Annotated in this window: 8 protein-coding genes; 7 read left to right on the plus strand and 1 reads right to left on the minus strand. The window is 47.1% G+C overall.

Going from position 1 to position 14,222, the window contains the following annotated elements; all coding sequences use genetic code 11:
• Positions 1–399: transposase (locus tag E1919_RS25865; protein ID WP_162056304.1), on the plus strand; the 399-nt coding region annotated here is incomplete at its 5' end.
• A 933-nt stretch (positions 400–1,332) separates the two neighbouring features.
• Complete coding sequence (locus E1919_RS25870) at positions 1,333–1,821, plus strand: thrombospondin type 3 repeat-containing protein (RefSeq protein ID WP_317168273.1); 489 nt, start codon at positions 1,333–1,335, stop codon at positions 1,819–1,821.
• Positions 1,822–2,159: 338 nt separating this feature from the next.
• Here the strand turns inward: E1919_RS25870 and E1919_RS25875 are convergent, their stop codons facing one another.
• A complete protein-coding gene (locus E1919_RS25875) occupies positions 2,160–2,768 on the minus strand; it encodes a LuxR C-terminal-related transcriptional regulator (protein ID WP_162056306.1) in 609 nt (202 codons plus the stop codon).
• Between the two features lie 1,328 nt (positions 2,769–4,096).
• On the opposite strand from E1919_RS25875, the gene E1919_RS25880 reads away from it, so the two are divergent.
• The 5 genes from E1919_RS25880 to E1919_RS28210 all read left to right on the plus strand — a co-directional run bounded on the left by E1919_RS25880 (position 4,097) and on the right by E1919_RS28210 (position 13,538).
• On the plus strand, positions 4,097–5,116 hold the full coding sequence (locus E1919_RS25880) for a T9SS type A sorting domain-containing protein (RefSeq protein WP_162056307.1): 1,020 nt from the start codon (positions 4,097–4,099) through the stop codon (positions 5,114–5,116).
• 401 nt (positions 5,117–5,517) lie between these two features.
• Complete coding sequence (locus E1919_RS25885; RefSeq protein ID WP_162056308.1) at positions 5,518–9,288, plus strand: SBBP repeat-containing protein; 3,771 nt, start codon at positions 5,518–5,520, stop codon at positions 9,286–9,288.
• Positions 9,289–9,948: 660 nt separating this feature from the next.
• A complete protein-coding gene (locus tag E1919_RS25890) occupies positions 9,949–10,653 on the plus strand; it encodes a DUF4190 domain-containing protein (RefSeq protein WP_162056309.1) in 705 nt (234 codons plus the stop codon).
• A 678-nt stretch (positions 10,654–11,331) separates the two neighbouring features.
• Complete coding sequence (locus tag E1919_RS25895) at positions 11,332–13,266, plus strand: adenylate/guanylate cyclase domain-containing protein (RefSeq protein ID WP_162056310.1); 1,935 nt, start codon at positions 11,332–11,334, stop codon at positions 13,264–13,266.
• 155 nt (positions 13,267–13,421) lie between these two features.
• Entirely contained in the window at positions 13,422–13,538 is a 117-nt protein-coding gene (locus E1919_RS28210; RefSeq protein ID WP_394351834.1) for a hypothetical protein, read from the plus strand.
• Positions 13,539–14,222 lie beyond the last annotated feature (684 nt).

Here is a 14,222-nt window from a genome sequence, read left to right on the forward strand (position 1 = left end):
GTGGTGGAAAGAGAGTCGGGCACCAGTGTCAGGGGCAAGACCAGGATATCCAAGAAAGGCAACGGCAGAATAAGGGCGGCCCTCTACTTCCCGGCCCTGGTGGCCAGCCGGCACAATGCTGCCTTGCGGGCTGTTTACCAGCGCATCAACTCGGGGAAAGAGAGCAAGATGGTGGGGGTGGTGAGCCTGCAGCGCAAACTGCTGCTGCTCATCTACTCGATGTGGAAAAACGATACGGTATTTCAAGACGAACCTTTGGCTTCCGGAGGTCAGGAGAGAAAGCCTCTCCTTCGTCACAAAGACGAAGTCTTTGAAAACAAAGTAGGCAGATCCGCGGACCTGCCTACACTGGATGAGCTTCCGTCCGATCTATCGAGTGAAGCTCTCCTTCGTCAATAGAATATACGGAAGAATTTACTAAAATGTGTTGGATTTTAAAACAGTACCTTTTTTCATAACCTTCGGACACTATTCGGACACTAAAACCGCCACCTGTCAATTTAGCCCTTCCCGATTTGGACAGTTTTTGATTTTCTGAAGGGGGTAAAGCTTGGGTTGTTTGCCTTATTCCTTTTGTGCCCTCCCCTACTGTTTGCCTTTAGGTGAATCCATTAGTTAGCGAATGAACACCCTTTTCATGATATCTACAACGTCTCACTTACTCATCTCTTAAAACAAATTATTAGTTTAAATTGTGAGACGACAAAATGAGACGCCATACAGGCTGCAGGGGCAGGTACCGCTGCAGGTTCCACGATCCCACGTTTTCCGGGACAGGCTACCCAGGGCTAGACACATCTTAAAATACCCCAGTTGTGGTATTGCATGCTGGTAGCATTAAATCTAAATTCGAGAACCCTTAAAAGCTTAGATTAGTTTTATGTAATATTATTATATTTTAATAACGGTGAGTTTCCAAAACAACAGCAACCAAATTAGGAAGCTATTAAGGAATAGCATAATTGACGGAGAATGGCAAGTGTTACGAGCATGGGCTATTATGGGATGGGCTATAGAATGCATTCTTCATTGTTGTTTCTAGTACTTAAGGTAAGCTGCAGACCGTAAAGCTGGATTGGTAAAGATATAGCAAAGACATCTGGTAATTAATGACAGAACAACACCAGACAACACTAAACAAAATATAATAACAACCCACAAAAGCATGTTTTCATACTCAATGCTTTCAGTTGAACCACCTCGTGTTCATCCTCCCTTTAACACTGTCTATTACAAATCAAAACAGTTTTAGTTATGAAAGTAAGATCGTTAGTTTTCCCGGCAACTCTAGGGATGTTATTGTTCTCCTGCCAAAAGGAAGAAGTTGCACCAATGAATCCATTTCAGTATGAGGATGTGCAGAATAAAATCGGCTTTAACCTTGGCAAACCTGATAGTGACAATGATGGTGTGCCTGACAAAAGAGATGACTGCCCTAGCACACCAACGGGCGTGCAGGTGGACAGAAGTGGTTGCCCACTTGACGCTGACGGTGACGGTGTTCCTGATTACCAGGATCAGTGTCCTACAGAGCCAGGTACAGCTGCAACACAAGGTTGCCCTGACCGTGACGGTGATGGTGTAGCTGACAAGGACGACCAATGCCCAGACCAGCCAGGTACTGCTGCCATGCAAGGTTGCCCTGACACTGACGGTGATGGTGTAGCTGACCCAGATGACCAATGTCCTGACACACCAGCTGGTGTACAAGTAGGCGCTAACGGTTGCCCTGTTGATTCTGACGGTGACGGTGTTCCTGATTACCAGGATCAGTGTCCTACAGAGGCAGGTACAGTTGAAACACAAGGTTGCCCTATTTAAAGCGCACAGTGCTGGAGACCCGTCTGAAAGGATAACTACTCTTCATTATTTGCAGTCTTTTACTTGTAAGCAGACATTTAATTACTAGATGTCTATTTACAAGATGCAATTAACGATGTTTTCTATCTTAATCTATTTACTAAACGAGATGAATGAATACCAGAAGGTTTTGCAATTAGCACCATAAATAACCAGGGCACAACTACTAAGGCCAGAAAGGCACCTTCTCTTAGAGATGCTTCACCATAAAAGCCTACAAAAAAGTGGTTTGCTTTTCAGCACGATGAAAGTAGGCGTTTAGCCAGCACCCCAGCAGCCTGATACTAAATGTGCTCTTATTAAACTATACCACGGGTAAGGGCATAACTTAATAACTCAGCCGTGCTGTTAAGGCCTGCTTTCCTTAATATATTTTTGCGGTGGGTTCTAACAGTTTCCTGACTTAGATATAATTGTTCTGCAATAAGACGGCTGCTGTTACCTTTTAACAAAAGCTTGATTATCTCTCGCTCCCGAACACTAAATTCTGTTTCAGCTTTATTGAACTTTAGATTTTGTGGTTCGACATGAAATACCTCATGTGTGTAACGGTTAATCTTGAGAGCCTGCGGCACTTGGGTTATGCCTAAGTAAGTAACATCAGTATATATGTTAGAGAAAACAAAGGGGAGGTTATTTTTGTCAAAGCAAAGCGGAAAGCACTGGTGTTGAACAGTAATTATTCTTCCGTCTTTTTTTCTTGCCCTGTAAAAATAAACAAAGAAAATAAGCTCTCTTTCCTCTGCCGAACGGCTTTCGAAATACTCCATTCCTAATTGGGTGACCAAGAGGTTGAATCTGGTATCCTCCGGCAAACCAAACTGCATCAAGAACTCAGCATCCTGGGCTAGTATCTCTGCTGCCGAGTAGCCGCTGACTTCTTCGCATTCCCCGGAGACCGATTCCATACGCCAGGTACTGAGGTTAGACACAATAACAAAAGACTGGCCAATCGTCCATAGGTTTTTTACTAAAGGATGGTTGGCCAGTTGTTTCTTATACTCATTATCAGGTACGATAAAATGCTGCCGCTCAAATACCTTATGAAGGTCTACAAAGGTGTATTGCTTAGCCATAAGTATAAAAGTTTATCATAGTACTTAACTGCGCTATTATTGTAAAATACCTCAATTGGGGTATTGTATGTTGTCTGCATTAACCCTAATTTCGATAAAACAAACAACTCAATATTTTATAAATTATTATTAAATTAATTAAATATATAGAGGATTCCAAATTATCTGAATACTTGCACCAACACTGCTGGCCCAGACACAGCTGATGAACACCCTAAATAGTGCGCAGTGCTGGCGACACATTTGAACTTATTGCCTGACCCTACTTAGTGCATAAAAAAGTCAATCAGGGTTTAGTCAGCAGTAAATGTTCAAGGATAAAGTGAGCTTATGCACACATGTATAACCTTCGTGCTGTTTCCTGTCTTCTTTGATTAATTTATAAGATGTACTGAAACCATTAATTAGAATCAACTCTCCTACTTGAGTGGCTACAAAGCATAGATGGCAGAAAAAATCTAGCTTGAACCCTCCAATGCGCTGCTAAGAGCATTTATCTGTATCTGCTGTAATCTTCAGGAAAATATTTCTAACTAGTGTTTTATGGTAACTCAAAATTTTTACCCTACTGGCTTATTCCTGCTAAAAATCAAGAAGCCTTTTATAAGTCAGCTGTTACAGGGGAGCGCAAAGGTGCGCTCTTTTATGGCAGTTCTTCTTTCTCTATTTAGCCAGCGGTGTGCCTAATATAGTTTGCGTACAAGCCCCAGCAATTCAGTGGCAAAAAGCGCTCGGGGGCACTTCTGATGATGTCCCGCAAAGTATTTATCAAACCAGAGACGGAGGCTTTATTATAGGAGGCTTGGCTGCCTCTAAAGACGGCGATTCAAAAACTAAGTTTTATGAAAGCTAGGTCGCCATCTTTACCCTTACAAGTTGATTCAATTTAACTCCTCTTGTGGGACAGTCCTAATGAAAACGTAATATTTTAAGAGCCTCAGTGACTATTCTTGTTAAATTCAGCAGTACTTTAAAGCAATTTTACTTAATAATAATTTAAACATGAAGCTTAATATTGTATACTTTAAGCCTCTGCTTATTCTTAAAATAATCAAACTTAAACAAAAATAAGTCGTGAAAAAGTGTAAATATTAATAATTAGAGGTAGCTCAGGCTACAAATATTTTTTTACCCTCTCCCTCCACTAGAGTAGCTACATAATGTTGCTATCACAGTTGCCTCTACTTCCACAATGGCTTGATGCAGTTAGATACGATTTAAATTTCTTGGCTATGAAAGCTATTATTATTCAGTCCTGCAGATTTTCTACTATATACCTGCTCCTAATATTTTGTTTAACCCTTAGTGCCTTACCTAAAGCACTGGCTCAACCAGACTGCGCTTGGATTGATGGTATGGGATCTTATAGTGCTAACAAACCTGTAAGTTGTATGGGGGAGAATGTCACACAAGACTTTAACACGAACAATGGTGGCTTTACTTCAGGAAAACTAACATGGGACCCTGCTGCGGGCTATTGGATTGCTAATCTTGGAAGACTTAGTGGCACCCACATTTTCTCTATTACCTCCGGAGTATATACTTTGAATCAAGAAGGATGGGTAAACTATGGGTTTATTTTTCGTGCAGGAACTAGAATTGACATTCAGATTCTTGATGCCGACAATGATAAAGTTATTGCCCAATGTGTGGCAGCCGGATACACAAACTATTCTGAGCTAAGAAACTATAAGATTACCTGTATGCGCTTACCTTCTCCCGGAACCAATGCAGCATTAACAAAAGGGAAAAGAGTTAAGTTTAGAACCTTGTTCTACATGAGCTACTCCAAGGGTTTTAGCGATGGAAAAACAATTATTTATGACAACTTTTCCGTGGCGGGCAGTGCCACAGAAGAAGGCAGCACTTCAACCTTAACAAGCACATCCAGCACCCTGCTGCAAGAGAGAAGCCTGCCGACAAAAGTTGAGGCAATATCTGTAACGCTTTTTCCCAACCCTGTGACACACCAGGCGACGCTGTCCTTTGAGGAGCTTTCCGAAGGTGCTGTTTTGTACTTGAGCAAAGTGGATGGACAGCTGCTGCAAACACACAGGTTGAAGAAAGGGGCAGTTTCCGCGCTTTTGGACCTCTCCAAAGAAAGGCCCGGCATCTATATTGCAACCCTGCAGGATGGAAAAGGCAATAAGGTCGTTCGGAAACTAATAAAGTTGAACTAATCTCTGCAGTTTAGCCTGTAATGCTTTTCTAATTAAGCATGCTTCTATGTTCTATTCTTGACTTAAAAGTACTCTGCTACAGGACAGAGTAAATAGGTTCTTCTTCTATGTAAATCTGGCTCTACCGACAGGAATGAGCCGGAAAAAGTAAACTCATGCTGCTCTCCTTACACGTCCATGTTTAGATTTATCTGTAAGTGCTAGTACTAGCCGTTGATACAGATTCATGAGCGAAAGTGACTAAACATATCCAAAACACGCTTTCAGGCCTCATCAAGCCTGCACTGTCACCATTTCCTCTAACAGCAAGGATACACCGCCCTAAGCACACCTACTGCCTGCCGGTCCGGCGGGAGCCACAGCATGCTCTTTAGTATGACAAACCAAAATCTTTTACAGCTATGAAAGCAAAACTACTTTTTACAGGAATAAAACTGCTGCTGAGCCTGATCAGCATGACAGCTATGGCACAGCAGCCAAAGTTAGAGTGGGCGCAACGCTGGAATAGCGTGGGCAATGTGTATGAATCTGCAGTGGCAGTGGCCGTGGATGCAGAAGGAAACAGCTACGTGACTGGAACCAGTTCAGGGAATACCTCTCCCGTAGGATTGACCACCATAAAATATTCTCCTTCTGGAGAGCAACTGTGGGTTAAATTTGATGGAGACTTTTCTCTTGTCGGTTCTAACGCCATACATATCGCTGCAGACAACAACGGTGGTGTCTTTGTTACTGGCACCGTTACTGACTCCTCCTTCACATGTCCGGGAGGCGGAGGCAACTGCATAACTCCTGACATTATGACTGTCCGCTACGATGCCGCCTCCGGGGAGCGCACCTGGGCTAGCCGCTACGGAACCGTCGGAGACAATGATTTTCCCAGCGGAATCGCAGTTGACAATCAGGGTGGAGTATACATCACCGGGAGCAGTTCTATTTTTGACGTTCCTGCTAACTTCGCCACCGTGCGGTATGATGCCGCCACAGGTGAACAAATCTGGGTCAGCCGCTACGACGGCCCCGATAACAGTTTAGATATAGCCACCGATATTTCCCTCGACAGCCAAGGCGGTGTCTACGTAGTAGGGAACAGTTACAGCAGCGACTTCTCCAGTGCCTATATTGTCGTGGTTCGCTACAATGCCGTCACCGGTGAACAGGTTTGGTTCACCCTTTATGATGAGGCAGAAAGCAATGAGACCGCCAGCGCTATTACAGTTGACAATCAGGGAGGTGTATACTTTACCGGAAGCCAGACGAACAGCGACTTCACAGTAGTTGACTATGTCACTGTCCGGCTTGAAGCCAGTTCCGGGGATCAGGTATGGGCCAGCAACTTTGGTGGGGCCAATGGCAGCTTTGAATCTGCCATCGGCATTGCAGTAGACAATGAAGGCGGCGTTTATGTCGCAGGGAACAGCATCAACAGCGACTTTACAAATGCTGACTACGCCATCGTGCGTTACGATGTGGCAACTGGCATAGAGGCTTGGGCCGCCTTCTACAACAGTGCCAAGAACAGTTTTGACCAAGCCACCGCCCTTGCTGTGGATGCGCAAGGCGGCGTGTTTGTAACTGGTAATACCAACAACAGCGAGTATAACAACCAAGACTACGCTACCATCCGCTATAACGCAGTTACAGGGGAGGAAACATGGATACAAACCTATGACGGTCCCCGCGAATTACCTAACGAAAGCCCTGATTTGGCCAGGGACATCGCCGTAGATAATCAGGGTGGCGTCGTAGTTACCGGAGAGAGCTACGCTGACTTCGGCACGGTGCGTTACAATGCTACTACAGGTGAGAAGATGTGGGCCCAACAGTACAATGTCAGAGAGAACCTAAACGACTATGCTGTTGCTGTAGCTGTAGACGCAGAAGGTAACAGCTATGTAACAGGTACCCGTCAGGCGGGTTTCCCAAGAATGGTGACGGTAAAGTATTCTCCTACAGGGGAAGAACTGTGGGTAGCACAGCATGATTTAGATAGAACCAGCGGCATCGCTGTAGACAACAAGGGCGGCGTTTATGTCACAGGGGTATATTTCAGTCTAGATGACTTCGCTTATGACTACGCTACTATCCGCTACGACGGCGTCACTGGCGAGCAAACCTGGGTTAGCTACTACGATGGACCCGCCTTTTTTAACAATGATGAGCCCAGTGCCATAACTGTGGATAATGCGGGCGGCGTCTTCGTTACAGGTTTCAGTTATAATGAGGATTTCACAGCTGATTATGCCACTGTGCGCTATGATGCTGCAACCGGTGAGCAGACGTGGGCTAGCCGCTACAATGGACCTGATGGTGCCACCAGGGATTCAGCTGCCGCCATTGCAGTCGATAATGAGGGCGGTGTCTATGTAACCGGAGCCAGTACCGGTGAAAGCACCAGCACCGACTTCGCCACTGTACGTTATGAGGCCAGCACCGGCGAAGAAAGCTGGGTGAGCCGGTACAGCCGAGGGGGCAACACTGCTGATTTCCCCACTGCCATCGCCGCCGATCTGGAGGGTGGGGTCTACGTCACAGGAAGCAGCAGTGACGATGCTTCGGGCTTCGATTATGCCACTGTGCGCTATGAGGCTTCAACAGGCATGGAAACATGGGCCAGTCATTACAACAGAGAAAGCAACAGCGAGGATAGGGCCAGGGACATTGCTGTTGACCATACCGGAGGAGTCTATGTAACCGGCACGAGCTCTTTTAATGGCACCGGAGCAGATTTCACCACCCTCCGCTATGAAGCCGCTACCGGCGAGCAAAGCTGGGCCAGCAGCTATGATGGGCCCATTAGCAGTGGAGACACAGCCGCCGCTATCGTGGTGGACAGCAAAGGAGGCGTATATGTGACAGGGGTTAGCTACAACAGTGACACTCACGCAGACTTTGCCACTGTACGCTATGACGCCGCCACAGGCGAGCAGGTATGGGCAGAGCGGTATAACAGCGCAGGCAGCAGCGAAGATGTGGCAGTGGACATGGCCTTGGGTAGTGAAGGAGACCTCATCATCACAGGCTACAGCTACAGTCCTGAAACGCTCTATGATTTTCTCACCGTCAAGTACAGCCAGTGCCCGGCCATAACAGAGACATCCATCACTGGCAGCACGAATGCAGCCGTGGGTACCAGCAACTCCGTCTACTCCCTCCCTGCCTCCATGGCCACCTCCTACACCTGGACAATTACGGACATCGACGGCTCTGCCTATACCGACTTCACCGGCCAAGGCACCGGCTCCATCTCCGTGGACTGGCCTGATGAACCCCATGTCTATAAGATGAGCGTCACCTACAGCGGTAAAGTGGGCTGCCCTTCCCAAACCGCTGTACTTTATGCCCATGTTTATGACTTCGATGCCGGCTTTGTCTCTGGCGGAGGCCGGAGTGACTCGCCTTCCCATACAGACTACGAGCTCATGCAACGGGGAGGAAACATATATTGGGGCTTTGTGGCAAAGTATAGAACAGAGACCCAGGTTATTGGTTCAGCCCTCGTAATTTTAGAGGCCGGCCCCTCGATCTTCCGAAGCACCAGTATAAAAGACGGCTCGTTGGTTATTTCAGGAAACAGGGCATTCTTCAGGGGCAAAGGCGTTCTCCTCCATCAACGGGGCTTTTATACCCAAACTGACGATCGCCAGTTCGGATACCTCATCGCTGCCACTGACGGACAATTTGGCTCTAACACAGGGCCTGACCAGCTTCGACTCAAAATCTGGGTGATCAATGAGGACGGAACCGAGGGTAAGGTAGTTTATGATAACCAAACTGGCTGCCTTTCCGCCAGCCTAGACAACAATGCCCCAGCATGTGATGCCATTGAAAGGGGGGCTATCATTATCCACAAGCCCTTGGGCAGGAGTCTAAGCAGTGTCATGTCACAAAGAGCTGTTGAGCAGCCTACCCCTCAGGGCCTGCTGGCATATCCTACTGCCTTCTCTGACCGCACCACCCTTTCCTTCGTTGCCGACAGTGACACAAATTATACACTAGAACTTTACGACCTGAAAGGGGCGCTGGTGCAGCGCATCGCCGCCGGGCCGGCAGATGTTGGCAGAAGGTATGAGCACGAGTTGCTGGCAGAGGGCCTGTCCAAAGGGTTGTACCTGGTTCGCTTAAATACCGGAGATAAGGTTGAGACCGTGAAGCTAGTAGTGGAAAGGTAAAGCAAAGTCATCCGAAGATTTAAGTCAGGCACATAGTGCGCCTATTGAATTTCATGTTCATAAACCTGCTCAATAATTTCTCTTGATATAAAATAGCCTGCTGAGTGCCTCAACTGCTGTAGGATATATACAAATAGCTTTATTAGGCTCATCTACATAAACAGCTAAATAGAGGCGAAAAAAGTCCTTAATTCACGGTTTAAGGAACTTACCAAAGAGTGCAGCTGAGCTTTAGATTATATCAGAACCTTATTGTACCGCTCCAACCACTATGCGTTTAGCTTGTAACAGCTTTTATGATAAGCAAAAGCATTCTTCAAGCTCCTGCTTACTGAACATAACCTGCGTTATAAAACAAGAATGGCTCCTCACAATGAGAAGCCATTCTTGTTTGTAGCATATGAGCTTTGTTATTTTCTATAGGCCTAAAGAGCTTTGTTCAAGGTTGTCGGAAATAGGGAGATAAACCTTTAGATCTTGCAAACCCTCTCTTGAACTGCCGCCAATGAATTTACCTCATTTAAGTGTTTTAGCACGGAGGCAGGAGACCATCCATTAGCCAATTTTATCGTATGAAGACAGGTAATCAAAGGCATGTCAGAGGCCCTGATGTCAGCTGCTGCCCCAGGGTAGGATAACAAAAAGTGGAGGGACTATTATATGAAACACGCCTACCCTGCATTTCATTTGGCAGCTGCCTTGCTGCTCTTAGTAAGCTGTTCCAAAAATGAAGCGCTTTTCATCTCTAAAGGTGCCGATCCCTATGGTTTTTACAAGGAAGCCCGGAAGGCGGAGGAGATGCCAACTCATGCTGCTGCGCTCCCTTTACAATCTGTACAAGAGAAAGCCTTTGAAGCCCATACTCTACCCCCAGAAGCTAATGCCAGCACAACAGCAAACTTATTGGAATCATCTACTCCAGGGCCAGTGCAGCCTGTTGATTACAAGCAGGCTTTAACTCCAGGCAAAGTGGCGGCCAGGCTGGCCAACAGGCCAGAAGGAAGTAGCAGATCGCAGAAAACACTGCGACAGGGAGTACAGGCTACGCCTGAGGGTGAGACGGAGAAAAGCAAAGAGGCTGGAATTGGTTTGGTGCTTAGCCTGCTGGCGGCTGCTTTTATCCTCGTTGGAATAGCGACATCCTCCCTCGTTCTTTTCCTGCTGGCGGCGTTAGGAGCTGTCTTCGGCATGATAGCGAGTATAGTAGCGCTCTTAGAAATTAAAAAAAATCCTGGCAAGCTTGCTGGGAGAAGAAGAGCACGTGCTGGGTTGATCATTAGTTCCATAGTGCTGGGTGTTTCCGCAGTGCTGGCTGTGTTTCTTATGGTCTTAGCTGGGGTCATGGCTTGGGGGGAGGGGCTTTAGTGGTGGGCAGCAGTTCCTTCCATGGCGAATGGACACGCATGCCTGGGAATTGCATGTACTGACTGGTAGACAAAGCGCTTCTGTACAAGTGAGAGGCGCAACGGCTTTGTCGGGTCACATCCCTGCCGCGCCCTGGCCACATTCTGCAAGCGGCAGGCGCCGCGGAAAGGACCCTCTTTGCGGGTGGAGGAGGTGCTTCGGCAAAGCGCTAAGAAGCAGGTAAATCTATCCTCTCTTTTCGGCTAGCTCATAACATCTTTTATAATAAAAAGGCAATCTGTTGCTATTGTAGAAGAGGTTCTTTATTGCCCCTCTCCCATCTGTAGATACTTATCCACAGCCTCAAAATCTTTGTGGAAAAAGTTCGATAATTCGATACTGAGGTCTACACCAAACGCTTTCAGATGCATCTGAGAGCGTTTTTTTATGACCTTCGGACACTATTCGGACACTAATGTAGCTTGCCTCCTACTTTTTTACCCAGCTATTTGCATACGCTCAACCGCCCGTGCACGCTCTTCCTATTGCTCTTGTCCTGAAATCAGCTTCACTGTGGAAGCAAGCACAGGCTTAACTATTGCCATACCCCACATCAAGCTATCGCGAATTACGTTTATGGTAAGACAGTGGCTTCTGAAAACAAGATGCTTCCTATTGAGATAAGCTTAGCCTTTACATATGCCGAGAACCCGCCAACTGGCCGCCATCATGTTCACCGACATTGCCGGCTATACTTCCTTGATGGGCAAAGACGAGCAAAAGGCAATCGAGTTGCTCAATCGTAACAGGCAGATCCAGCGCCCGCTCATTGAGCAGCACGGCGGACGCTGGATAAAGGAGCTAGGCGACGGCATACTGGCCAGTTTTGCCACCGGTACGGATGCCGTTTACTGCGCCGCCGCCATCCAGACTGCCTGCGCGGCGGAAGAAAGAGTGAATCTTCGGATTGGTATCCACTTAGGGGAAGTTTTATTCGAAGGGGGTGATGTCTTTGGGGATACGGTGAATATTGCCTCCCGCCTGCAGGCATTGGCACCCGTAGGCGGCATTTGGATATCAGAAGCGGTTGCTAAAAACATCTCAAACCAAAAAGGTATTTCAACAAAGTTTGTTGGGGAGGAAGAGCTCAAGAATGTATCGGAACCCCTACGGGTATATGAAGTCATACCGGTGGACTATGAAGCCGAGCCGGCAGGGCCAGCATTGCTACAGCAGGAACAGGCTAAGGCCCCACCTAAGAGCGTTGCCGTATTGCCCTTTGTCAACATGAGCAACGACCCGGAACAAGAGTATTTCAGTGACGGCATAGCCGAGGAAATCATAAACTCTCTTGCGCATTTAAGAGACCTGAAAGTGGCGGGCCGCACCTCCTCCTCTCAATTCAAAGGCGCAAAAGTGGACCTGCGGGAGGTGGGCGAAAAGCTGGGCGTAGCCACGGTGCTGGAGGGCAGCGTGCGCAAACAGGGAAACAAGCTGCGCGTCACCGCCCAGTTGATCAACGTGGCGGACGGCTTTCACCTCTGGAGTGGGAAATACGATCGGAGCATGGATGACATCTTCGCCATCCAAGATGATATTGCCCTGGCTATTACTGAGCAACTGGAAGTAACTCTGCTGGGAAGTGACCGGGAGATCATCACCAAGACCACCACCCTGAATGCTGAAGCCTATGAGCTGTACCTGAAAGGTGTCTTTCATATAAACCGTCGTGGGAGCTCCGTTTTAACCGGATTAAGGTTCTTTGAACAGGCGATTGCCATTGACCCAGCGTTTGCCTTGGCTTATACCGGCTATGCAGACGCTCTCTTCCTGGGCGCTTTTTACAGCTTCTTCCCTGGAAGTGAAGTGAAGCAGAAGATGAAACAAGCGGCAGATACCGCCGTCAAGCTGGATGAATCCCGTTGGGAGTGTTACTGCACCCTGGCAAATTATTATGTGGCACTTGAGTGGAACTGGGCGCAAGGGGAGGAGAATTACCTCAAGTCTATAGAATTGAACCCCAGATTTGCCCAAGCGCGTGCCCTCTACGGCTTAGCAAAAGCAGTCGGGCGTGGGGAGTTCGATGAAGGGGAAAAGCAAGGGCGAATAGCCATCAAGTTGGAGCCCCTCAGCGCGATAGCCCATGCCGATTTAGCCTGGTCGCTCCACACGGCAGGCAGATCTGAGGAAGGACTATATTTTGCTCAAGCCGGTGTTGAACTGGATCAAAACTCTTTTCTTTCTCACCGCGTGGCTGGGCTTTGCTACCTGTCACTGGGGCGTTATGACGAAGCTATTGACACGTTTCAGTATCTGGTAAAAACCTCAAACCAGCATCAGCATGCTGTTAACAGCCTCATCTGGGCCCACTGCAGCAAGGGGAATATACCAGAAGCCAAAGCATTGTTCAACGGCTTAGAAGAAAGGTCGAAGTCAGAGTATATAGCAGGTGCCTATATTGGTGTTTCTGCGGCCTATCTGAATGACCTGGATGCCTCCTTTCATTACTTGGAAAAAGCTTTCTTAGATCGTGACCCGCTGTTGATTCATCTGAAATTCTCACCGGATGTCCCGGCTTTGCTCCGAAATGATACGCGTTTCCAGAATGTTATCAACCGTACTTCCATGAATTGACGAACCTACCTGTCTTTATCAAGGTAAATATTGTTATATTTCTGTAATCATTCCGGTTCCACCTCAACCAAGCATAGGATGAGAAAGCAAAGGAAGGGTACGAACCTGCTGTATCGGTAAGAACCAGGCGTTTCAATGACAAACTGGAGATCCACATCAAGGACGATGGAACAGGTATGCCGGAGAGCGTGAAGAGCAAGGTTTTCCAGCCTTTCTTCACCACAAAGCCCACAGGACAAGGAACAAGGATTAGGTCTCTCCCTTTCCTATGATATCATCACGAAAGGGCACGGCGGAGAAATGATGGTAACTTCTGAGGAAGGGGAATGGACGGAGTTTACCGTTTTGCTTCCGCATGTACCTGTACCAGAGGAAAGGCTCGCTGCTTCTACTGCTCCTCACCCACCTGAAGATATTTTTCCACAGCCACTAAATCTTTGTGGATATGGTTCGATAATTCATTCCTTCGGTCTACATAAAAGCCCCTCAGAAGCAACTGAGGGGCTTTTATCATTTGCTTCGGACACTATTCGGACACTAAAACTGCCACCTGTCAATTTAACATCTCTCGATTCGGCTAATAATTGATTTTTGAGGAGGTAAAGCTTCTGTTGTTTGCCTTATTCTTTTTGGTGACCTCCCCTACTATGTACCTTTAGGTGAATCTATCAGTTTGCCTATGAACACACTGTTCATAATATGATAAACGGTCTCACCTACTCATCTCTTAAATCAAATCATTAGTTTAATTTTTGAGACTGCAAATGAGACGCCATACAGGCTCCAGGGGCAGATTCAGTTGAAGGTTCCACGATGTCAAAACTCCCACGTGGCTGTTGCACAACCGGTTGAAGATAGGCGTTAAAGGATAATGACCTATTGCTTAAAGTTATGCAGGGCAAGAAAACTTTCAAAGATGAGAAGGAGCTGCTCTTCTCGCTCTCGGCGCACGTGCC

Source organism: Pontibacter pamirensis (assembly GCF_010015475.1).
Lineage (GTDB): Bacteria > Bacteroidota > Bacteroidia > Cytophagales > Hymenobacteraceae > Pontibacter > Pontibacter pamirensis.